Origin of the sequence: Streptomyces sp. S4.7, from assembly GCF_010384365.1 — a bacterium.
Classification (GTDB): Bacteria; Actinomycetota; Actinomycetes; order Streptomycetales; family Streptomycetaceae; genus Streptomyces.
Window position 1 is genome coordinate 4,844,338 of the sequence record NZ_CP048397.1, and the last position, 21,228, is coordinate 4,865,565.

Sequence of the window (21,228 nt, forward strand, 5' to 3'; positions counted from 1 at the left end):
GTGATCAAATCATTCCGAAGCGTCCTAAGGTGGGGTGATGGGAGAGGATGCGCGCCTACGCGCCGTGGTGGAACTTGCCCAGGCGATGGCCTCGGCGCAGACCTCGAACGAGTCCTGGCGGGCCGCCGCGCTCGGCGCGCGCGACGCGCTGGCCGGCAGCTTCGCCGCGCTGTCCGTGTGGGAGCGGGACCTGGGGCGGCTCAAGGTCCTGGTGAACGCCGGGGACCTGGCGGAGGGGGAGGAGGAGTTCCCCGGGGACGAGTCGTATCCCGTGCACCGGTTCCCCGAGATCGCGGAGTTCCTGCACGAGCGGTGGGCGGGCGGCGGCGAGCCCAACGCCTGGGTCGAGACGGTCGACGGCCCGGCCACCGCGACCGGTCGGCCCGGCTACTGCCACCAGCGGGTCGCCGCGCTGCGCCGGCGCGGCCGGGGATGCTGCGTGGTGGCGCCGATCGTCCTGCACGGGCGGGCGTGGGGGGAGCTGTACGTGGCGAGGCCGCTCGGGGGGCGGGTCTTCGGCCGCGACGACGCGGATTTCGCGACCGTCATCGCCTCGGTCGTGGCGTCGGGGATCGCCCAGACGGAGCGCCTCGAAGAGGTCCGCCGGCTGGCCTTCACGGACCCGCTGACGGGGCTGGCGAACCGCCGCGCGGTGGACGCGCGCCTCGACGAGGCGGTCGCGCGGCACCGCGGGGACGGGGCGGTGGTCAGCCTGGTCGTCTGCGACCTCAACGGGCTCAAGCGGGTGAACGACACGCACGGGCACGCGGTGGGTGACCGGCTGCTGGAACGATTCGGCTCGCTGCTCTCCGTGTGCGGGGCGCGGCTGCCGGGGGCGCTCGCCGCGCGGCTCGGCGGCGACGAGTTCTGTCTGCTGACGGTGGGACCGCCGGCGGACGCCGTGGTGGAGGTCGCGGACGAACTGTGCCGCCGGGCCGCGGAGTTGGAGCTGGGCGAGGGGGTGGCGTGCGGGGTCGCGTCGACGGGGGACCCGATCGGGCCGCTGCCGTCGGCCCGCCGGCTGTTCCGTCTCGCGGACGCGGCGCAGTACCGGGCGAAGGCGGCGCGGTCGGTGGGGCCGGTGGTGGCGGGTCGGGACGGCGGGGTGGTCCGCCTGGCGGACGAGCCGCCGCGGGCGCCGTCGGGGGTGTCGTCGGGGGAGCGGAGACGGTTCCGGGGCATGACCAGGGGGTCGGGGTGACGGGTCCCTCCGGGGGTGGGGTTGCGGTTGTCGGGTGCCGGTCGGGGGTCACGCCGTCCGGGCATGACCCCTGAGCGTCCCCCGGCCCCCGACCCGCACCAACCGAGCCCGGCCCGCAGGGCCACCCCCGCCGGGGACGGCGACCCCGCCTAGTGACACGTTGAGTTTCAATCCGTACGCTCCTGAATATGGATATGCACACTGTCGTCGTGGGGCCGGCCGGCACCACCGCCGAGGACGTCGTCGCCGTCGCCCGCGGCAACGCCCGCGTCGAGCTCTCCGCCGACGCCCTCTCCGCCCTCGTCGCCGCCCGCGAGATCGTCGACGCGCTCGCCGCCAAGCCCGAGCCCGTGTACGGCGTCTCCACCGGCTTCGGCGCGCTCGCCAGCCGTGCCATCGGGCCGGACCTGCGCGGGCGGCTCCAGCGCAACATCGTGCGGTCGCACGCCGCCGGCATGGGCCCCCGGGTCGAGCGCGAGGTCGTGCGGGCGCTGATGTTCCTGCGGCTCAAGACCGTCGCGTCCGGGCACACCGGCGTACGCCCGCTGGTCGCGCAGACCATGGCGGACGTACTGAACGCCGGGATCACGCCCGTCGTGCACGAGTACGGCTCCCTCGGCTGCTCCGGCGACCTCGCGCCGCTCTCCCACTGCGCGCTGACGCTGATGGGCGAGGGCGACGCGGAGGGGCCGGACGGCGTCCTGAAGCCCGCGGGCGAGCTGCTGGCCGCGCACGGCATCAGGCCCGTCGAGCTGCGGGAGAAGGAGGGACTCGCGCTCCTCAACGGCACCGACGGAATGCTCGGCATGCTGGTCATGGCGCTCGCCGATCTCCAGCGGCTCTACACCTCCGCCGACATCACCGCCGCGCTGACACTGGAGGCCCTGCTCGGTACGGACAAGGTCCTCGCCCCCGAGCTGCACGCCATCCGCCCGCACCCCGGCCAGGGCGCCAGCGCCGACAACATGCTGCGGGTGCTCGCCGGGTCCGGGCTGACCGGGCACTTCCAGGAGGACGCGGCGCCCCGGGTGCAGGACGCGTACTCCGTGCGCTGCGCCCCGCAGGTCGCCGGCGCGGGCCGGGACACCCTCGCGTACGCCCGGATCGTCGCGGACCGCGAGCTGGCCTCCTCCGTCGACAATCCGGTGGTGCTGCTCGGGGGTACCTCCCAGGGCGAAGTCTCTGGGGGAGGCCGCGTGGAGTCCAACGGAAACTTCCACGGCGCCCCCGTCGCGTACGTCCTGGACTTCCTCGCGATCGTCGCCGCCGACCTCGGCTCCATCGCCGAGCGCCGCACGGACCGGCTGCTCGACAAGAACCGTTCGCACGGTCTGCCCGCCTTCCTCGCGGACGACCCCGGTCTCGACTCGGGCCTGATGATCGCCCAGTACACACAGGCCGCGCTGGTCAGTGAGATGAAGCGGCTGGCCGTCCCGGCGTCCGTCGACTCCATCCCGTCCTCGGCGATGCAGGAGGATCACGTGTCCATGGGCTGGTCGGCGGCGCGCAAGCTCCGTACGGCAGTCGGGAACCTGACCCGCGTCGTGGCCGTCGAGCTGTACGCGGCGACCCGCGCGATCGAGCTGCGCAGGGGCCTGATGCCCGCGCCCGCCTCGCTCGCGGTCATCGAGGCGCTGCGTGCGGCGGGGATAGAGGGTCCGGGTCCCGACCGGTTCCTGGCCCCGGATCTCGCGGCGGCCGACGCGTTCGTGCGCGAGGGCCGGCTGGTGGCGGCGGTGGAGCCGGTGACCGGCCCGCTGGCCTGAGTCACGGCATACGCGGAGAGGGCCGCCCGGCTGCCGGGCGGCCCTCTCCTTCTGCTTGCCGCCGCGTCAGAGCGCGGACGCGCCTCTGCGTGAGTGCGCGACGAAGGCCGCGCCCACGCAGAGGAACGCCGTCCCGGCGATCAGGTAGGGCGTGGTGTCCACGCCCGCTCCCGTATCGGCGAGGGCGAGCCCGGCCGAGTCCTCCTGGTCGGCTGCGGCGGACTGCTGCCGGCCCGTGCTCTGCTCGCTCGTGGCGTTCGCCGAGGGGACGAACCACATGGCGCAGAGCAGGATTCCGGCGGCGACGGCCGTGAGCAGCGGTCGGCGTACGGACACGTACACGTAATCGATCTCCCTTGGGAAAACGCCGAATTGGCTGGGTGCGCCGATGCTAGTGAAAGCAGCGGGTCGCGGGAAAGTCGCGTGGGGCGGGGGGCCTACTCTCCGGTTATGAGCACTCCTGACACATCCCGCTTTGTCCGTCTGCACGTTGAATTGGTGCTGGAGATCGGTGATCCACAAGCGCTGACCGCCGCCGCGCTGACCCGTATCGCGACGGACGATTCCATGCCGGACGAGGAACGCGAGCATGCCGGGTCGGCGGTGGGGGAGGACGCGGCCGAGGCCCTCGCGTATCTCGTGGAGCCGTCCGAGCTGGTCGGCGAGGTGCCCGGGGTGGAGCTGACCCAGGCGTCGTGGAGCAGTGAGCTGATCGACTACGACCCGGAGACGGTGGAATGGGATCTGGACGGGTACGACGAGGCGGAAGGTGACAATGGTGACGTGGACGACGGTCGGTAACGTGTCGACGGTGTCGGCGGCGGGAAGACCGGACGCCACGGCGGGATTCGGTCCGCGAGCGTGACACCCTTGTTCCCGGGGCGCTGTGTGAAGCGCGCCCCGGGACTGACAGAGGCGCCGCTCGTGTACATCCCGAAGCGCGAGTGGCGTTGCACACATCTTCGTCCGATGTGGAACCGGACGAACCGGTACGGGTGTTCTTAAAGGTCATGGGCAGGGAATCGGCGACGATGGAGAAGCGTGTGATGACGAACGGCAAGCGGCGCAAGGGCCTGACGGCCGCGTCCGCACTGCTCGGCGGGGTGCTGGTGCTCTCGGCCTGCAGCGGTGGCGACGGTGGCAAGGACTCCGGAGCCGAGCGTTCGAAGGATTCGCAGGCGCAGGTGGACGAGGCCGCGGCGAAGGACACGTCCGAGGCCCAGATAACCATCTCGCCCAAGAACGGCGCCGACAACGCGGGCATCAACAACGACGCGAAGGTCACCGTCACCAAGGGCACGCTCACCAAGGTCGAGATGACCACCGAGGACGGGGCCGCCGTCAAGGGCACGCTGGCCGCCGACGCGAAGAGCTGGAAGCCGGACGGCCAGCTGGAGCGCTCGACGACGTACAAGATCGTCGCCACGGCGAAGGACTCCAAGGACCGCGAGGCCCACGAGAACTCCTCCTTCACCACCGTCTCGCCGAACAACAGCTTCATCGGCAACTTCACGCCCGAGGACGGTTCGACCGTCGGCGTCGGAATGCCGGTCTCGCTCAACTTCGACAAGGGGATCACCAACAAGGCCGCCGTGCAGGGCGGGATCACCGTCACGTCGAGCAGTGGCCAGGAGGTCGTCGGTCACTGGTTCAACTCCCAGCGCCTGGACTTCCGCCCCGAGCAGTACTGGCAGGGCGGCTCCACCGTCACCCTGAAGCTGGCGCTCGACGGCGTCGAGGGCGCGGACGGTGTCTTCGGTGTCCAGCAGAAGACGGTCACCTTCAAGATCGGCCGTAACCAGGTCTCCACCGTCGACACCAAGGCCAAGACGATGACCGTCCAGCAGGACGGCAAGACGATCAGGACCATCCCGATCTCCGCCGGCTCCCCGGAGAACCCGACGTACAACGGCCAGATGGTGATCTCCGAGAAGTTCAAGGAGACCCGGATGAACGGTGCCACGGTCGGCTTCACGGACGACGACGGCAAGGGTGAGTACGACATCAAGGACGTCCCGCACGCGATGCGGCTCTCCACGTCGGGCACCTTCATCCACGGCAACTACTGGGGCGCCGACTCGATCTTCGGTTCGACCAACACCAGCCACGGCTGTGTCGGTCTGAACGACGCGAAGGGCGCGAACGACCCCGACCAGCCGGGTGCCTGGTTCTTCGACAACTCCATCGTCGGTGACGTGGTCGTCGTCAAGAACTCCCCGGACAAGACCATCCAGCCCGACAACGGCCTCAACGGCTGGAACCTGAGCTGGGCGGACTGGCAGGCCGGCTCCGCCGCCTGATCCCGTCCCTCCCCGTCCCGTCCCACACCGCGGCGGCACCCGATCCGGGTGCCGCCGCGGCGCGTGTGGGTAGGACTTATGAGGATTGTGTGGCCCCCCGCGCAACCAACGGCGCGGAAAGGCGGTCTCACTGTCCGGGAAGCGCTGACAACTCGGGGGCACGGACCGGGTAGTGAGCGTAGGTTCGGATCATGCTGATGACTCTGGGGACCCCGCCGTCCGAGGCGGAGACAGACGCCTGGCATGACGTGATCGCGGCTGCCCATCTCCAGGACGTGCCCGCGTCCGTCCCGGAACCCGGCCGCACCGAGACCGCCGGGAAGCTGCGCGTGCGGTCGCCCAACGCGCGGATGCTCCATCTGGTGTCGGTCGCTGCCGACGGCTCGTACGACGGCGTGGCCGCGCTGCTGCTGTTCACCGAGGAGAGCAACCGGCACACCGCCTTCCTCGACGCCCTGGTCGTCCGTCCCGAGGCCAGACGCCGGGGCGTGGGCGCCGCGCTGTGGGGCGCGATACGGGCCGAACTGACCGCCGACGGGCGCAGTTCGGTCTCCACCATGCTCGAAGTGGGCGGCGCCGGTGAGGCGTTCGTCGACGGGCTGGGCTTCGGCAAGGTGCTGCCGCTGGCCTGGTACGTCCAGCGGGTCCGGGAGGCGGACGCCGCGCTGCCCGAGGCACGACTGCCCGACGGCTACCGCTTCGCGGACTGGGACGGCGTCGTACCGGACGCGCTGGCGGACGAGTTCGCGCGGGCGCACGACGTGATGCGCGACGCCCCCGCCGGTGGTGTGGACGAGCGGACGCCGAGATGGGACGCGGAGCGGGTACGCGGCGCCGCCCGGCTCGTCGACGACCGGGGCGGCATCATCCTCACCTCCGTGGTGCTGGCGGAGGCCGAGGACGGTGGCGCCGAGAGCATCGCCGCGTACAGCGAACTCGTCCTGCGCGACCCGTCCCACACCCGGGCGCTCCAGTACGACACGGTGGTCGTCTCGGAGCACCGCGGGCGCGGACTCGGCCGGGCGGTCAAGCGCCATCTGCTGGGCACGCTCGCCGAACGCCATCCCGGAGTAAGGGAGATCAGCACCAGCGTCGCCGACGACAACGCGCCGATGCTGGCCGTGAACGCGGCGCTCGGCTACCGGCGCGAGAGGCCCGCCGGGATCTTCCAGGCCAAGCTCTAGGTCCTGCCTTCAAACTGGCGTCGTCCGCCCGCAGGCCGGACGCCGGTTCGATGACAGGACCTAGGTGTATTGACCCGGAGGGTTGTTGACGCGGGTGATGGGCGGGTGTCCGTCGAGTGCGGTGTGGCAGCGGTGGTGGTTGTAGGTGTGGAGGAAGTCTGTCAGGGCTTCGGTCCGCTCGGTGTTCGAGGTGTAGGGCCGCAGGTAGGCCCATTCGTCGAGCAGGGTGCGGTTGAAGCGTTCGACTTTGCCGTTGGTCTGGGGCCGGTAGGGGCGGGTGAGTTTGCCGGTCGCTCCGAGCTGGGCCAGGGCGGCCTTCCAGGCGAGGCCCTTGCGGTAGGCCCACGCGTTGTCGGTGAGGACCCGTTCGATGCGGGGGATGCCGTGGGCGTGGAAGAACGCGGCGGCGCGGGTGAGGAAACCGGCGCAGGTCGTGACCTTCTCGTCTGCGTGGATCTCGCTGTAGGCGAGGCGGGAGTGGTCGTCGACGGCGGAGTGGACGTAGTCGAAGCCCATGCCGCGGACCGGCCGGCCCGCTTCACGGCCCAGGGCACGGTGGCCGCCGCCGTCGGGAATGCGGCCGAGCTTCTTCACGTCCACGTGGACGAGTTCGCCCGGACGCTCGCGTTCGTAGCGCCGGATCACGGTGCCGGTGGGCCGGTCGGGCCAGGCCAGCCGGCTGAGACCGTGGCGGGCCAGGATCCGGTGGACGGTCGAGGCGGGCAGTCCCAGGACCGGGCCGATCCGGGCGGGACCGAGTTTGCGCTCCCGGCGCAGGTCACACACCCGGGCCTCGATACCGGCCGGGGTCCGGTGCGGCGTCGTGCGCGGCCGGCTGGACCGGTCGTGCAGCCCGGCCTCGCCTTCCGTCCGCCAGCGGCGGACCCACTTGTGGGCCGTGGCCCTCGATACACCCATCTCGGCCGCGACATGCGCGACCGGGCGGCCCGAGAAGACACGTTCGACCAGTAGACGCCTACCGAACACGGTCAGCCGGGCATTACGGTGGGACACGAAGACCTCCGAGTGGTGCGTTCCTAGACAGCTCCACCACACCGGAGGTCTTCGCCATGATCAAGCCCGACCAGTGTCAACAACGCTCGTGATCAATACACCTAGAGCTTCGCCGCCAGCTCGAAGGCGTGGGACGACACCCACGTGTACGCGGCCCGTACGTCGTCCACCACGCCGCGCTCGCGCAGCGCGGCCATCGCCGGATCGCCGCGGTCGGCGGACTCGTCGATGCCGCGCCAGCAGCGGTCCTGCCACCACAGGATCGTGCGGACGATGCCGTCCCGGTCGTCCAGACCGTAGGCGTCGCAGACCAGGGTGATCCGGCGGGCCGCCTCCGCGACATCCGGCACCCGGGGGCCGAGGTCCAGATACTGCCAGCAGACATGGGCGACGTCGTGGACACGGTCGCCGGGGGCGGCCAGGTCCCAGTCGACGAGGGCCACGGGCAGCCCGTCGGCGTAGACGGTGTTCCTGGGCGACAGGTCGTTGTGGCACACGACTTCGCGCCCGTCGGCGAGCGGCGACCCGGCCGTCAGGTCGTGGAACTCCCTGACGAGCTCCGCGACCCGCGCCAGCCGCTCGTCCGACAACGGCAGGGACACCTGCCCCTCGACGTACTGGAGCACCTCGCGCCCCTGCTCGTCCACACCCCGGTACCGGGGCGCCCCGCCCCAGCCCCGCGCCTCGAACAGCTCCAGCAACTCCCTTGTGTACGCCGCCCGTCGCGCCGACGGCGCGGAGCGCCGCACGGTGTCACCGACACGTACGACCTGATTGATGAACCCGCCCGGCAGAGGAGTCTCGTCCATACCCTCCACGATGCCAGGCCCCCGGCGCGTCACACGCCCCGGCGGATACGGGTGCGGGCCTCCGCGCCGCGTATCGCCTTCGTGCGGGTCGCCGTGAAGAACGCCGCCGGGTCGCGGCGGGTGCGCCAGGGGAGCGCGTTCACATAGCCGTCGACGAGGCGGAACTGGTCCAGGGCCTCGTCGTGCCTGGTCTGCCGTGTCAGGAAGTACGCCAGCAGGTGCCGCATCTCCGGGAGCCGGGGGTGGTCCTCGGGCGCCTCCGCCGTGTCCGCGAGGGCCGCGTCGACCAGCGCCGTCACATGCGGGTCCGTGTAGTCGCGGGAGGTCGCCGCGGCGTCGTGGTGGTCGAACCAGGCGATCAGCGGGAGCGCCGTCATCAGCGTGCCCGGCGGCGCGTCAGCCGTGGCCTGGGCGGCGAACTCGCGGGCCAGCTCCGCCGAGCCGTGCCACCGCGCGCTCCAGTACTGCATCGCGGCCTCGTGCGCCCCGTACAGCGGCGCCGACGTGGGATGCGGGGTGCGGGCCGTGATCTCCGCCCACAGTTCACGCATCCGCTCCGGGCCGTAGCCGACGCCCAGCGCCGTACGGATCTCGACGATGTACGGCGTCGGGTCGTCCGGACCGAGCTCCGCCGCGCGGACCGTGTCGGCGCGCACCCGCGGCAGCAGCTCGTGGAAGCCGTCCGCCTGCTCGGGCGTGGTGTGCTCGGCGTACGGCGAGCCCCGCAGCCGCCACGCGCGCGCGACCGTCGCCGACGCCTGGACCAGCTCCGCGTCCGCGTCGGGCCGGGTCGCGCGCCACGACCGGAGCCAGGAGTCCTGCCGGGCCGCCGCCTCGCCCAGTACACGCGCGTGGAGCGCACGGCGCTCCCAGTCCCGTTCCTTGCCCGTCGACGCCAGCAGCTCCGCCGCCGCCTCCCAGCGGCCCGCCCGCGCCTCGTCCAGGGCACGCTCCAGCGAGGCGTCCGGGCCGGCCAGTTCCGCGTTCTGCCGGTCCCTGGGGAGCAGCCCCAGCTCCGCTTCCGTACCGACCAGAGCGGACACGCTCCGGCGGGCCTTGAGCCAGAACCAGATACCGAACGCGAAGAGGACGAAGGGCAGAACGCGTGCCATCGGATGGCCCCCAGGGTTACGGAGAACAGGTGAAGAGAAGGTGTGGGGGATCTGCGGAGTATGCACCACCCCAGGTCAGCGCGGCAATGGCGCCTCCCCCCCGGAGCGGCGCCCCACTACCTGGGCAGCGTCGCCGGGCTGCCGCCGTTCGCCTCGTAGCCCGCCACCGCCAGCGCCCGGTACAGCGTGTACATCCCCGCCGGGTCCTCGCTGTGCGTCCACGGCATCGCGCCGACGTGGCCGTCCACCCGCACGAACTGGTTCATCGCCTCCGACCACCGCTCCGCCCGCACCAGGAAGACGATCAGCAGGTGCCGTACGTGCGCGAGCATCGGGTCGTCGGGGCGCGCCGCGTGCACCGCGAACATCGCGCCCTCCATCGCCTTCGACACCACCGCGCTGCGGTAGAAGTCCCGCACCAGCGCGATCTCCGGCAGATGCTCGTACACCGCGAACAGCGGCAGCGCGGCCAGCAGCGAACCCTGCGGGGCCCGCGCCGCCGACGCCGTCGCGAACCGGTCCGCGTCCTCGCGTGAGCCGTGCCACTTCTCGCACCAGTAGTGCAGCGCCGCGATGTGCGCGCCCATGTGGTCCGGCGCCCGGTCGATGACCTTCGCCCACAGCTGGTCGAACCGCTCGTGCGGATAGCCGAGCCCACGGGCCACGGCCAGCTCGATTATGTACGGCACGGGGTCGCCCGGCGCCAGCAGCGCCGCGTCGCCGCAGACCGAGCGGGCCTCCTCCAGGATGATCCGGAAGTCGTCCGTGCCGGCCGCCGACGACCGCCACGCCTGCTGCACCAGGAACTCCGCGTGCACCTGCGCGCCGCCCGCGTCCTTCGGCGATTCCGATCGCCACGCCCGCAGCCACGCGCCGCCGACTCCCGGTTTCCCCTGGAGTTCCAGCGCCGCCGCGCCCGCGAAGGCCTGGACGCGCTGCCAGCGCACCTCGCCCTCCTTGGCGGTTCCGGCCAGCAGCTGCGCGGCCGCCCGCCAGTCCTGGGTGCGCTGGACGACGTCGAGTACGTCGAGAAGATCCTGGTCCGGCCCCGGGAGCCGGATGTCCAGCTCCTCCTGCCGTACGAACTCGTACGAATCCGGGTCGGCGGCATCGGGCGCGCCGGGCTCGACCATACGGATGCCACCGCGGCGCCGCCGCACGTACGGGCCGACGACGGCCGCGACCATGCCCATCGCGATCAGGAACCAGAGAATCTCCATGTTCTCCATTGTCCCGGACGTGGACAGCTCTCTGAGCCGGGTCCGATCCGGCTACCCTCGGGCCTCATGACCGACGAGCACAGCTTCGAGACGATCGCGATCCACGCGGGGAACACTGCTGATCCCCTCACCGGCGCGGTCGTTCCCCCCATCTATCAGGTGTCCACGTACAAGCAGGACGGCGTGGGCGGACTGCGAGGCGGCTACGAGTACAGCCGCAGCGCCAACCCCACGCGTTCCGCGCTGGAGGAGAATCTGGCGGCCCTGGAGGGCGGCCGGCGCGGGCTCGCCTTCGCGTCCGGCCTCGCCGCCGAGGACTGCCTCCTGCGTACCCTGCTGTCGCCGGGTGATCACGTCGTGATCCCCAACGACGCGTACGGCGGCACCTTCCGCCTCTTCGCGAAGGTCGTCTCGCGCTGGGGCGTGGAGTGGTCGGTGGCCGACACCTCCGACCCGGCGTCGGTACGGGCGGCCCTGCGGCCCCGTACGAAGGCGATCTGGGTCGAGACCCCGTCGAACCCGCTCCTGGGCATCAGCGACATCGCGGCCCTCGCGGAGGTCGCCCGCACGGCCGGCGCCAAGCTCGTCGTCGACAACACCTTCGCGAGCCCCTACCTTCAGCAGCCGCTCGCCCTGGGCGCCGATGTCGTCGTGCACTCGACGACCAAGTACATGGGCGGTCATTCGGACGTCATCGGCGGCGCCCTGGTCACCGCCGACAACACGCTCGCCGACGAACTCGCCTACCACCAGAACGCGATGGGCGCGATCTCCGGCCCGTTCGACGCGTGGCTGGTGCTGCGCGGCGTGAAGACCCTCGCCGTCCGGATGGACCGGCACAGCGAGAACGCGACGCGCGTCGCCGAGATGCTGGCCCGGCACCCGAAGGTCGCGAAGGTCTACTACCCGGGCCTGCCCGAGCACCCCGGGCACGAGATCGCCGCCAAGCAGATGAAGTCCTTCGGCGGCATGGTGTCCTTCCAGGTCGCCGGCGGCGAGCAGGCGGCCATCGAGGTCTGCGGCCGGGCGAAGGTCTTCACGCTGGGGGAGTCCCTCGGCGGTGTCGAGTCGCTGATCGAGCACCCGGGCCGGATGACGCACGCCTCGGCGGCGGGCTCACCGCTGGAGGTGCCGGACGACCTGATCCGGCTGTCGGTCGGCATCGAGTCCGCCGACGATCTGCTGACGGACCTTCAGCAGGCGCTGGCCTGACGGGAGTCGGGCGGCGACGCCCGGCCCCTACCAGCCCTCCAGCGGCGGTGTCTTCCGGGACGGCGGGACCGACCACGGCTCCACGACCGACGCCCAGACCGTGAAGGCGACCACGGCCACCGTGACGAGCAGCCAGAACAGCAGGCGCCAGGTGCGCCTGCGGTTCAGAACGCGGGTACCGAGGGCGGTCGCGCGGGCCGTCAGATCGGCGGGGACCGGCGGATGCCGCACGTCGAGCATCCGGCGGACCTCGTCCTCCTTACGGCTGTGGCCGCTCACCGCGTCACCTGCCGGTGGAGCAGCGACAGCGGCCAGTGCGGCGCCGGACGGCGGGCCGGTTCGGGCTGCCGCATCGTGACGACCGCCCGTGCGTAGATCGCGCGCACCCGGTCGGCCGGCAGTCCGATCAGCGCCGCCGTCTGCTCCTCGGCGACCCCCTCGTACAGCCGCAGTACGAGGATGAGCCGTTCCTGCGGGCCGAGCCGGCCGAGCAGGCCCTCACCCGTGCGGGGCTGATACCGCCAGGCGCCGCGCGCGTAGCGGGTGGCGATCTCCTGGCGGGCGCGGTCGTAGGGGTCGTCGCCGCGCAGCCGGTCCCAGTCCGCGTACGTACGGGCCAGGGCGGCCGTCAGCAGGCGCTCGGCGCGCGGCTTGGTGTCGGCGGGCTCACCCGTCAGCAGTGTGGCGGCATGCAGCAGTCGGCCTGCCGCGCCCGCGACGAACGCCTCGAACTCCCGGGCGCGACGACGATCCGTACCCGTCTGCTGTCGCTGTCGCACACCTCATATGAGGACACACCCCGGCCCGGGTCAAGAGGCCGGCGGCGCCTCCGTGCCGGCGGGTTCGTCCGCGGGGACGCGGTTCGCGGCCGGTTCGGCCGGCGCGGGACCCGACTGCCGTGCGGACAGGGCGGAGTTGAACCGGGTGAGGAGGGTGCAGAACGATTCCCGTTCCTCCTCCGTCCAGCCGTCCGTGACCTGAGACATCAGCTCGCGGCGTGAGGAGCGGACCTCTTCGAGACGGTTGAGCCCGCGCACCGAGAGTTCCAGGACGACGGCCCGGCCGTCCTCCGGGTGGGACGTGCGCTTGACCAGGCCGGTGTCGACGAGAGGCGCGACCTGGCGGGTGACGGTGGAGGAGTCGATCCCCATCCCCGCGGCCAGCGCCTTGACGCCCATCGGGCCTTCCAGATCAAGGCGGTTGAGCAGGAGGTAGGCGGCGCGGTCCATGGAGTTGCGCACCTGGCCGACGCCGCCGAGACGGGTCTGTTCCGCCCGTCGGGCGAATACGGCCACCTGGTGCTGGAGTGCGTCGAGGAGTGGGGCGTCGTCAGTGCGGGCGCCGGTGGGGGCGTCGCCGGTGGCGACGGATTCGGTACCGACGGAAGGTGCCGGTGCGGCCTCTAAAGGTGCGGAGCCGGAGGGGTCGGAACCTGCGGGTTCGGAACCGGAGCCCGGGGAGGCCGACACAGCGGAAGTCATGTCCTGAGTAGGGGGCATGGCTGGGGCTCTCTCGTGCGGTGGTCGGTTGGTGGGGGACAGAGTACGCGGCCCTGCCGTTGGCCGTACCGGCCCCGCGCAAACCTGTGGACGGGCCCTCGTTCCGGGCGGCCGAGCGGCGGATGAGCTGCGAGACTGGCGGTCATGACCTTCGGTACGTCGCGTCCCTCCGGATCGTTCACTTCCGCTTCCTCGCGCGGCTCCGCGCCCGCGCTGATCCTCGACGACATTCGCGGGGCGCAGAAGATGCTCACCGGTGTGGCACGGATGACCGCGATGGAGGGCAGCAGGCATCTGACCCGCCTGGTCGGCTCACCGGTCCATCTGAAGTGCGAGAACCTCCAGCGCACCGGGTCGTTCAAGCTGCGCGGCGCTTACGTGCGGATCGCCGGTCTCTCGCCGGAGGAGCGCGCGGCCGGTGTGGTCGCCGCCAGCGCGGGCAACCACGCGCAGGGCGTCGCGCTCGCCTCGACCCTGCTCGGGGTGCGCTCCACGGTGTTCATGCCCCTGGCGGCGCCGCTGCCCAAGGTGGCCGCGACCCGTGAGTACGGCGCGGAGGTACGGCTGCACGGCCAGGTCGTCGACGAGACCCTGGCCGCCGCGCAGGAGTACGCGCGGGAGACCGGCGCGGTCTTCATCCACCCCTTCGACCACCCGGACATCATCGCCGGACAGGGCACGGTGGGCCTGGAGATCCTGGAGCAGTGCCCCGAGGTGCGGACGATCCTCGTAGGTCTCGGCGGCGGCGGTCTCGCCGCGGGCATCGCGGTGGCGGTGAAGGCGGTGCGGCCCGACGTCACGGTGATCGCTGTGCAGGCGGAGGGCGCCGCCGCGTTCCCGCCGTCGCTGCGGGCCGGGCGGCCGATGTCGATCGGCGAGCAGCAGACGATGGCGGACGGCATCAAGGTGGGCCGGCCGGGCGATATCACGTTCCCGATGATCAGGGACCTGGTCGACGAGGTGCGGACGGTGTCCGAGGACGAGCTGTCCAGCGCGCTGCTGCTCTGTCTGGAGCGGGCGAAGCTCGTGGTGGAGCCGGCCGGGGCGAGCACGGTCGCCGCGCTGCTGAGCACCCCGAAGGCGTTCCGGGGGCCGGTGGTCGCCGTGCTGTCGGGCGGCAACGTGGACCCCCTGCTGATGCAGCGGATCCTGCGGCACGGGATGGCGGCGGCCGGGCGCTATCTGGGGCTGCGGCTTCGGATCACCGACCGGCCGGGGGCGCTCGCGACGCTGCTCGGGGTGCTGTCGGTGGCCGACGCCAACGTATTGGACGTGGGTCACGTACGGACCGATCCGCGGCTCGGGCTGACGGAGGCGGACGTGGAGCTGCGTCTGGAGACGAAGGGGCCGGAGCACTGCGCGGACGTGGAGGCGGCGCTGCGCGAGGCGGGCTACACGATCCTGGGCTGAGCGGCCGAAACCAGCACCCAGTCGCCTTTACGTAGAGCTTACTTAATTCTCTTGCCTGTCGCGATGTATCGCGTTAGCGTCAGGGTCTGCCGCTGATCGGCTTAAGCTGTCGTTGACGCGGATCGCACCATTTGTACGAATCTGACACAACTCTGGGAGTACCCCTATGCCAGGCGCCATCTACGCCGAAGGCCTGGTCAAGACGTTCGGCGACGTACGAGCACTGGACGGCGTCGATCTCGATGTCCCCGAAGGCACGGTCCTGGGCCTGCTCGGCCCCAACGGCGCGGGCAAGACCACCGCGGTCCGAGTGCTGACGACCCTGCTCCAGCCCGACAGCGGCAAGGCCGTCGTCGCCGGCATCGACGTGCTCAAGCACCCCAACGAGGTGCGCAGGAACATCGGACTCTCCGGCCAGTTCGCCGCGGTCGACGAGTATCTGACGGGCCGCGAGAACCTCCGGATGGTCGGCCAGCTCTACCAGCAGAGCGCCCGCGCCGCGAAGGCCAGGGCCGTCGAACTGCTGGAGCGCTTCAATCTCAGCGACGCCGCCGACCGCACCGCCAAGACCTACTCCGGCGGTATGCGCAGGCGCCTGGACCTCGCGGCGGCGCTCGTCGTCTCCCCGCCGGTGATGTTCATGGACGAGCCGACGACCGGACTCGACCCGCGCAACCGCCAGCAACTATGGGGAATCATCGAGGAGTTGGTCGCGGGCGGCACCACACTGCTGCTCACCACCCAGTATCTGGAAGAGGCCGACCACCTCGCCCACGACATCTGCGTCATCGACCACGGGCAGGTCATCGCACGCGGCACCGCCGACGCACTCAAGGCCCGCACGGGCGGCGAGCGCGTCGAGGTCGTCGTCCACGAACGCGACCAGATCACCCGGACCCACGACGTGCTCGCCGGCTTCGGCAAGGGCGACGTGATGGTCGCCCAGCACACCCGCAAGCTCACCGTCCCGGTCACCGGCGGAGCCAAGCTGCTCGCCGAGATCATCAGGGAACTCGACGCCAGGGGCGTCGAGATCGACGACATCGGGCTGCGCCGCCCCACCCTCGACGACGTCTTCATCTCCCTCACCGGCCGCGCGGCCGAGGAGGGCCGGGACGGCGGCGACGGCCCGGCGCCGGGCACCGCACCCGGCGTCTCCCCGGCCAGGACGGCGAGCGCCACCGAGAGCACGAGCACGACCACGGGCCCGAAGGAGAGCGCCAAGTGAGCGCCGTAACCGAGGCCTCGCCGAAGGCCCTCGCCCCACGCCCGCGCGGCGGCGTCGTCCAGTCCGTCCGCGACTCCCTCGTGGTCGCCAAGCGCAATCCGATCCGGATGCTCCGCATCCCGAATCTTCTTCGCAGAGCTTCGATTCGATTCAACTGGTCGGCGTCAGCAGTCCACGTTCGTTGGGTGAGCGCCGAAACGGAGCGGTCGCATGAGCATGGTGGCTGACTCCTGGGCATCACCCGCGGAACGTGGGTATGACACCCCGCCGAGTGGTCTCCCCCAACAGGGGGGACCACTCGGTCAGCGCTTAGGTGCAGCCGAGGGCGCCTGCGCCCGACCGGCCGCTGTGAACAGTACTTCCGGTTGGTGCCAGAACATCGACCCACGTCTCGTAGACGGAGCAGCTTATGTTGATGCTTGCTGCGTGAGACCCGGCCGTGATGGTTTTACAGCTCTTGGCGCCGACGATGGGCGGGCCCACCGGGTGGTGAATCAGCAAGCTGACGCACAAGCGTGTGCCGATTGCGTTCGGCCCATGATGCACGCCTTCCGCAATGATCTTGCTGCTGGTCTCCCGGGGGTACTTCGCCTCGGCGTATGCCTGAATTGATACGTCGCCGGCCGCCGGAGCGGCCTGGGCGCCCGCACTGCTCACCATGCCGAGAACCGCCGTTGCTCCCAGGACAGCTGAAAGGCGCTTGAATCCAGTTCTCTTGCTCATGAATGATCTCCCTCGGTCGCCATGGTCGTTCTCTGGACAGGCGCGACACTGATACGGAGGGTAGTGGGATGCAACTTTACGGTTAGGTGATTTGAGTCACGCGCCCCCTGCTTGTGCGGGCTGTCCTTCCAGGAGGCACAGGTGACAGCAGGGCAACCGCCGAACGCTGAAGTGGAGGCGATTCGATGTGTATCGCGGGAGAAGGCACTGCCGCTCCCCCCCGCAGGGCTGGGCGCAAGAGCGACTTGCCGATTTTTGTTGATCGTGAATCCAACTCGCTGCGCATCGGGCAGCGTCTGAGCGCAAGGAATGGGTACGCCGCATGAGCGCCGCGACTGACTCTCTGGTCATCGCCCGAAGGAACCTGATTCGGATGACAAGGATTCCCGAGGTGGTCCTTTTCGGGATCATCCAGCCGATCATGTTCGTGGTCCTTTTCACGTACGTCTTCGGTGGCTCCATCCGCGTCGGCAACAGCACCAGCGCTGACGTGTACAAGAACTTCCTGATGGCGGGCATCTTCGCGCAGACCGTCACCTTCGCCACCGCCGGATCGGCCGCTGGGATCGCCGACGACATGCAGAAGGGCCTCGTCGACCGATTTCGCTCGCTCCCCATGGCCCGCGGTGCCGTCCTCACGGGCCGCACCGTGGCCGACCTCGTACAGACGGCCATCACGCTTCTGGTGCTGGCGATCGTCGCGCTGATTGTGGGCTGGCGCCCCGGCTTCGCGGAGCCGACCAACGTCGGCAAGATCCTGGCGGGCTTCGGCCTCCTACTCCTCCTTGGGTATGCGTTCACCTGGATTGGTGCGCTGATTGGTCTGTCCGTGCGGACCCCGGAGGCCGCGACGTCTGGCGGGATCATCTGGCTGTTCCCGGTCACCTTCGTCTCGAACGCCTTCGTGGACTCCAGCCAGATGACGCCCTGGTTGCGGCACATCGCCGACTGGAATCCCTTCAGCGCGACGGTGCAGGCGGCCCGCCAGTTGTTCGGCGATCCCGGCGTGTCCCAGTCCGGCGCTTGGCCCATGCAGTACCCCGTATGGGCGACGCTCATCTACTCCGCGTTGATCGTCATCATCTTCCGCACCCTGGCGGTTCGTAAGTACCGTCGCGCGGCCGGTTGATCACACCTCCGTGAGCAAGCCCCCCGCCTTCCATTGGGCGGCGGCTTTTTCGAGTGACGAGGCATCGGCCCAGCGCGGCCTTGACCGCTTGGGTCGGTTGGCCATCAAGGAGTTTGGGGCGCTCCCACTTCGTTCGCGGGCTCATCGAGCCAGAGGGTGTGTGCCCCGTCCGTGTCGACACTCAGGCCGTAGCGGTCGACGCCGGGGCGGCCGGCGCTCACCCAGTGGGTGAGAAGGGGCAGGCCTACCGCGAGTTCCTGATGGCGGGCATCTTCGCGCAGACCGTCACCTTCGCCACGGCGGCGGGCGCCGGAATCGCCGACGACATGCACAAGGGGCTCATCGACCGGTTCCGCTCACTGCCCATGGCACGCGGCGCGGTCCTCACCGGACGTACGCTCGCCGACCTCGTACAGACCGCGCTGACACTCGTCGTCCTCGCTGTCGTCGCGCTGCTCATCGGCTGGCGCACGCACGAGAACATCGGCAGCGTTCTCGCCGGTTTCGCGCTGCTGTTCTTCCTCGGGTACGCGTTCTCCTGGATCGGCGCGCTGATCGGGCTCATCGTCCGTACGCCGGAGGCCGCCACGTCCGGCGGGCTGATCTGGCTCTTCCCGCTGACGTTCATCTCCAACGCCTTCGTACCGGTCAACGGCATGCCGGTGTTCCTTCAGCACGTCGCGGAGTGGAACCCCTTCAGTGCGACCGTGCGGGCGGCGCGTGAGCTGTTCGGCAACACGATCCCGGGCCGCGAGGCCTCGGTGACCGGGGCGTGGCCGATGGAGCACCCGATCTGGGCGTCGCTGATCTGGTCGGTCCTGATCATCGTGGTCTTCCGCACCCTGGCCATACGGCGCTACCGCTCGGCCACGGCGTAGCACTTCCTCGGCGCCGGACGGGCCACGAGCCCGTCCGGCGCCGCCGCTCAGTCCTGATAGGGCTTCGCGGCCAGGATCTTCACCGAGGCCTTGTTGCCGTTCGGCAGCTCGTACTCCGCTTCCTCGCCGACCTTCTTGCCGTTCACGCCGACGCCGAGGGGCGACTGCGGCGAGTACGTCTCGATGTCGGTGCTCGCGTATTCACGCGAAGCCATCAGGAACGTCAGAGTGTCGTCCTCGTCGCCGTCGAACGCGATCGTCACGACCATGCCCGGCTCCACGATCCCGTCGTCCGCCGGAGCCTCGCCCACCTTGGCGTTCTGCAGGAGCTGGGTCAGCTGGCGCACCCGCAGCTCCTGCTTACCCTGCTCCTCCTTGGCCGCGTGGTACCCGCCGTTCTCCTTCAGGTCCCCCTCCTCGCGGGCGGCCTCGATCTTCTGGGCGATCTCGACGCGCGCGGGACCAGACAGGTATTCCAGCTCGGCCTTGAGCTGGTTGTACGACGCCTGGGTGAGCCAGGTGACGTTCTCGCTGGTCTGGGTCACAGGTGCTCCTCGTAGGTACTGGGAATACAAAGCAACGCCCTACCCAGAAGGATTGTGCCTTCTCGGGTGGGCGAAACCACGAGCCTAACAATTCCGCGACGCGAGAGCAGGACGAAAGGCATCAGAATCACATCAACGCAGGTCAGCGGGGTGAACCTGGGCGAAAGTCGGGGAGGGTCAGACCCGGATCCGGGCGGCCGGGACGTGGACCACGCCTGTCAGCTGCCGTCCGCCGTACACCCGACGAGCTCCGCGCTCGTCGCGCTCAGGGTCGTACGGACAGTGACGACCTCGTCGATCCGGGTCCCGGGACCCTCGAAACGGACGTCCTTGCGGCCCACCTCGGCGCCGTCCTCGGCCCGCGAACGCAGGGTGCACACGCCGGCCGCGTCCCGGTCCTTGCGGACTTCGAGATGCACCTCGACGGAGGTGTCCGATACCCGCTTGAATTTGATGAGCTCGCCCGAGACACTCTGGCCTGCCACATAGTCGTAACCGAACCACCCGACGAGCGCGAGCAGGCCGACGCCGAGCACCGAGCCGACGATCTTGAGCTTGCGGTCCGCGTGCTCGTCCGACGAGCGACCGTAACGGTCCTCCGGAAGAACCGGTGTGCGTACCGCGGTCATGATCGTTCCCCTCCGGAATTTTCCGTGCCTCGATTCCGTCACTATAGAAGCCGCCCGATGCGACAAATCACTGAGGACCGAGTCTTGACTGACCAGCTGCGTTTGATGGCCGTGCACGCCCACCCCGACGACGAGTCGAGCAAGGGCGCGGCCACCATGGCCAAGTACGTATCCGAGGGGGTGGACGTGCTGGTCGTTACCTGCACCGGAGGCGAGCGCGGCTCCGTCCTCAACCCCAGACTCCAGGGTGACTCCTACATCGAGGAGCACATCCACGAGGTGCGCAAGAAGGAGATGGACGAGGCCCGGGAGATCCTCGGCGTCCGTCAGTCCTGGCTCGGTTACGTCGACTCGGGCCTGCCCGAGGGCGACCCGCTGCCGCCGCTCCCCGAGGGCTGCTTCGCACTGGAGGACGTCGACGAGGCGGCCGGCCGCCTCGTGCGGATGATCCGCGAGCAGAAGCCGCACGTCGTCACGACGTACGACGAGAACGGTGGATACCCGCACCCCGACCACATCATGACCCACAAGATCTCGATGGTGGCCTTCGAGTCGGCGGCGGACGCGGAGAAGTACCCCGAGGCGGAGTTCGGGCCGGTCTGGCAGCCGCAGAAGCTCTACTTCAACCAGGGCTTCAACCGTCCCCGCACGGTCGCGCTGCACGAGGCGCTGCTGGCACGCGGGCTCGAATCCCCGTACGGCGACTGGCTGGAGCGGTGGAAGGAGTTCGCGCGCGTGGAGCGGACGCTGACCACGCACGTGCCGTGCGCCGACTTCTACGAGATCCGCGACAAGGCGCTCGTCGCACACGCCACGCAGATCGACCCGGACGGCGGCTGGTTCCGCGTTCCGATGGACGTCCAGCGGGAGGTCTGGCCGACCGAGGAGTACGAGCTGGCGAAGTCGCTCGTGGACACCTCCCTCCCCGAGAGCGACCTCTTCGCGGGCATCCGCGACAATGCCTGATATGTATGCGACCCAGGCAGTGACGCAGCTCGTCCCGCTCGCGAAGGAGCTGGACGAGAACAAGGTGACGCCCGGCGTCCTCGGCTTCATCGTCTTCGCCGTGATGGCGAGCGCGGTGTGGCTCCTGATGAAGTCGATGAACCGCCACATGGGCAAGGTCGACTTCGAGGAGACGCCGGAGGACGGGACGAAGGCGCCCGCGGCGCCAGTGGGCGACCCGACGCCTTAACACCGACGACCCGCCCCCCTCCACCCGCCGACGGCCCTTCAAGGCGCGCGGTCAGCGGGAGCGCCGGGCTTCCCCGCGCGGTGCGCCCGGGTGGGGCGGCGCGTGAGCGATTCCAGCGGTGACCCGGTCGCCGCTGGAACGCCGGTCCCGGCCGGCAGGGGACCGGACGGGCGG

Annotated in this window: 22 protein-coding genes and 2 pseudogenes; 13 read left to right on the forward strand and 11 right to left on the reverse strand. The window is 70.4% G+C overall.

The features are described 5' to 3' along the window. Window positions 1–37 precede the first annotated feature (37 nt). Both SSPS47_RS21760 and hutH read left to right on the forward strand, forming a co-directional pair. Window positions 38–1,201, forward strand: coding sequence for a sensor domain-containing diguanylate cyclase (locus SSPS47_RS21760; RefSeq protein WP_164252519.1), 1,164 nt, complete (start codon window positions 38–40; stop codon window positions 1,199–1,201). A gap of 188 nt (window positions 1,202–1,389) precedes the next feature. Further along, window positions 1,390–2,967 (forward strand): histidine ammonia-lyase, encoded by a 1,578-nt coding sequence (gene hutH, locus SSPS47_RS21765; protein ID WP_164252520.1) that lies wholly within the window; start codon window positions 1,390–1,392, stop codon window positions 2,965–2,967. Window positions 2,968–3,033: 66 nt separating this feature from the next. Here hutH and SSPS47_RS21770 read toward each other — a convergent pair whose 3' ends face one another. Further along, on the reverse strand, window positions 3,034–3,303 hold the full coding sequence (locus tag SSPS47_RS21770) for a hypothetical protein (protein ID WP_164254820.1): 270 nt from the start codon (window positions 3,301–3,303) through the stop codon (window positions 3,034–3,036). Between the two features lie 114 nt (window positions 3,304–3,417). On the opposite strand from SSPS47_RS21770, the gene SSPS47_RS21775 reads away from it, so the two are divergent. The 3 genes from SSPS47_RS21775 (at window position 3,418) to SSPS47_RS21785 (ending at window position 6,451) form a co-directional block, all read left to right on the forward strand. Next, on the forward strand, window positions 3,418–3,768 hold the full coding sequence (locus SSPS47_RS21775) for a hypothetical protein (RefSeq protein WP_164252521.1): 351 nt from the start codon (window positions 3,418–3,420) through the stop codon (window positions 3,766–3,768). 230 nt (window positions 3,769–3,998) lie between these two features. Continuing rightward, window positions 3,999–5,267 (forward strand): Ig-like domain-containing protein, encoded by a 1,269-nt coding sequence (locus SSPS47_RS21780; protein WP_164252522.1) that lies wholly within the window; start codon window positions 3,999–4,001, stop codon window positions 5,265–5,267. A gap of 191 nt (window positions 5,268–5,458) precedes the next feature. Further along, complete coding sequence (locus SSPS47_RS21785) at window positions 5,459–6,451, forward strand: GNAT family N-acetyltransferase (RefSeq protein WP_164252523.1); 993 nt, start codon at window positions 5,459–5,461, stop codon at window positions 6,449–6,451. A gap of 60 nt (window positions 6,452–6,511) precedes the next feature. On the opposite strand, the gene SSPS47_RS21790 is transcribed toward SSPS47_RS21785, so the two are convergent. The 4 genes from SSPS47_RS21790 to SSPS47_RS21805 all read right to left on the reverse strand — a co-directional run bounded on the left by SSPS47_RS21790 (window position 6,512) and on the right by SSPS47_RS21805 (window position 10,606). Next, window positions 6,512–7,465: an IS481 family transposase gene (locus SSPS47_RS21790; protein WP_164248580.1), complete on the reverse strand. Its 954-nt coding sequence runs from the start codon at window positions 7,463–7,465 to the stop codon at window positions 6,512–6,514. Window positions 7,466–7,566: 101 nt separating this feature from the next. Continuing rightward, window positions 7,567–8,274, reverse strand: coding sequence for a phosphotransferase (locus SSPS47_RS21795; RefSeq protein WP_164252524.1), 708 nt, complete (start codon window positions 8,272–8,274; stop codon window positions 7,567–7,569). Window positions 8,275–8,303: 29 nt separating this feature from the next. Beyond that, window positions 8,304–9,386, reverse strand: coding sequence for a hypothetical protein (locus tag SSPS47_RS21800; RefSeq protein ID WP_164252525.1), 1,083 nt, complete (start codon window positions 9,384–9,386; stop codon window positions 8,304–8,306). 116 nt (window positions 9,387–9,502) lie between these two features. Next, a complete protein-coding gene (locus SSPS47_RS21805; protein WP_147874174.1) occupies window positions 9,503–10,606 on the reverse strand; it encodes a hypothetical protein in 1,104 nt (367 codons plus the stop codon). 66 nt (window positions 10,607–10,672) lie between these two features. On the opposite strand from SSPS47_RS21805, the gene SSPS47_RS21810 reads away from it, so the two are divergent. Continuing rightward, on the forward strand, window positions 10,673–11,818 hold the full coding sequence (locus tag SSPS47_RS21810; RefSeq protein WP_164252526.1) for a cystathionine gamma-synthase: 1,146 nt from the start codon (window positions 10,673–10,675) through the stop codon (window positions 11,816–11,818). 27 nt (window positions 11,819–11,845) lie between these two features. Here SSPS47_RS21810 and SSPS47_RS21815 read toward each other — a convergent pair whose 3' ends face one another. The 3 genes from SSPS47_RS21815 to SSPS47_RS21825 are packed head-to-tail and all read right to left on the reverse strand — an operon-like array spanning window position 11,846 to window position 13,113. Further along, complete coding sequence (locus SSPS47_RS21815) at window positions 11,846–12,097, reverse strand: hypothetical protein (protein WP_147874172.1); 252 nt, start codon at window positions 12,095–12,097, stop codon at window positions 11,846–11,848. After that, complete coding sequence (locus SSPS47_RS21820; protein WP_164252527.1) at window positions 12,094–12,597, reverse strand: sigma factor-like helix-turn-helix DNA-binding protein; 504 nt, start codon at window positions 12,595–12,597, stop codon at window positions 12,094–12,096. Before SSPS47_RS21820 ends, SSPS47_RS21815 begins: the two co-directional genes overlap by 4 nt. A gap of 30 nt (window positions 12,598–12,627) precedes the next feature. Beyond that, a complete protein-coding gene (locus tag SSPS47_RS21825) occupies window positions 12,628–13,113 on the reverse strand; it encodes a MarR family transcriptional regulator (RefSeq protein ID WP_147874170.1) in 486 nt (161 codons plus the stop codon). Window positions 13,114–13,563: 450 nt separating this feature from the next. Here SSPS47_RS21825 and ilvA point away from each other — a divergent pair, with 450 nt between their 5' ends. The 3 genes and pseudogenes from ilvA to SSPS47_RS35575 form a co-directional block, all read left to right on the forward strand. Next, window positions 13,564–14,727, forward strand: coding sequence for a threonine ammonia-lyase (gene ilvA / locus SSPS47_RS21830; RefSeq protein ID WP_239065314.1), 1,164 nt, complete (start codon window positions 13,564–13,566; stop codon window positions 14,725–14,727). Window positions 14,728–14,893: 166 nt separating this feature from the next. After that, on the forward strand, window positions 14,894–15,955 hold the full coding sequence (locus tag SSPS47_RS21835; RefSeq protein ID WP_164252529.1) for an ATP-binding cassette domain-containing protein: 1,062 nt from the start codon (window positions 14,894–14,896) through the stop codon (window positions 15,953–15,955). Beyond that, window positions 15,952–16,083: pseudogene (locus tag SSPS47_RS35575) on the forward strand (ABC transporter permease); the annotation flags it as partial. The gene SSPS47_RS21835 and the pseudogene SSPS47_RS35575, both read left to right, overlap by 4 nt. A 181-nt stretch (window positions 16,084–16,264) precedes the next feature. Here the strand turns inward: SSPS47_RS35575 and SSPS47_RS21840 are convergent. Beyond that, window positions 16,265–16,678 carry a hypothetical protein gene (locus SSPS47_RS21840; protein WP_164252530.1) on the reverse strand — a complete coding sequence of 138 codons (414 nt, stop codon included), beginning with the start codon at window positions 16,676–16,678 and terminating at the stop codon, window positions 16,265–16,267. A 322-nt stretch (window positions 16,679–17,000) separates the two neighbouring features. On the opposite strand from SSPS47_RS21840, the gene SSPS47_RS21845 reads away from it, so the two are divergent. Both SSPS47_RS21845 and SSPS47_RS21850 read left to right on the forward strand, forming a co-directional pair. After that, entirely contained in the window at window positions 17,001–17,807 is an 807-nt protein-coding gene (locus tag SSPS47_RS21845; protein WP_164252531.1) for an ABC transporter permease, read from the forward strand. Between the two features lie 245 nt (window positions 17,808–18,052). Beyond that, window positions 18,053–18,685 (forward strand): annotated as a pseudogene (locus SSPS47_RS21850) (ABC transporter permease); the annotation flags it as partial. A gap of 47 nt (window positions 18,686–18,732) precedes the next feature. Here SSPS47_RS21850 and greA read toward each other — a convergent pair. After that, the gene (greA, locus tag SSPS47_RS21855; RefSeq protein WP_147874166.1) at window positions 18,733–19,230 is read right to left on the reverse strand and encodes a transcription elongation factor GreA; all 498 of its coding nucleotides are present in this window, start codon (window positions 19,228–19,230) and stop codon (window positions 18,733–18,735) included. A 218-nt stretch (window positions 19,231–19,448) separates the two neighbouring features. After that, a complete protein-coding gene (locus SSPS47_RS21860; protein WP_164252533.1) occupies window positions 19,449–19,859 on the reverse strand; it encodes a DUF4307 domain-containing protein in 411 nt (136 codons plus the stop codon). A gap of 84 nt (window positions 19,860–19,943) precedes the next feature. Here SSPS47_RS21860 and mca point away from each other — a divergent pair, with 84 nt between their 5' ends. Further along, window positions 19,944–20,825, forward strand: coding sequence for a mycothiol conjugate amidase Mca (gene mca, locus SSPS47_RS21865; protein WP_164252534.1), 882 nt, complete (start codon window positions 19,944–19,946; stop codon window positions 20,823–20,825). Between the two features lies 1 nt (window position 20,826). Further along, window positions 20,827–21,054, forward strand: a complete 228-nt coding sequence (locus SSPS47_RS21870) for a hypothetical protein (RefSeq protein WP_164252535.1) — start codon at window positions 20,827–20,829, stop codon at window positions 21,052–21,054. Window positions 21,055–21,228 lie beyond the last annotated feature (174 nt).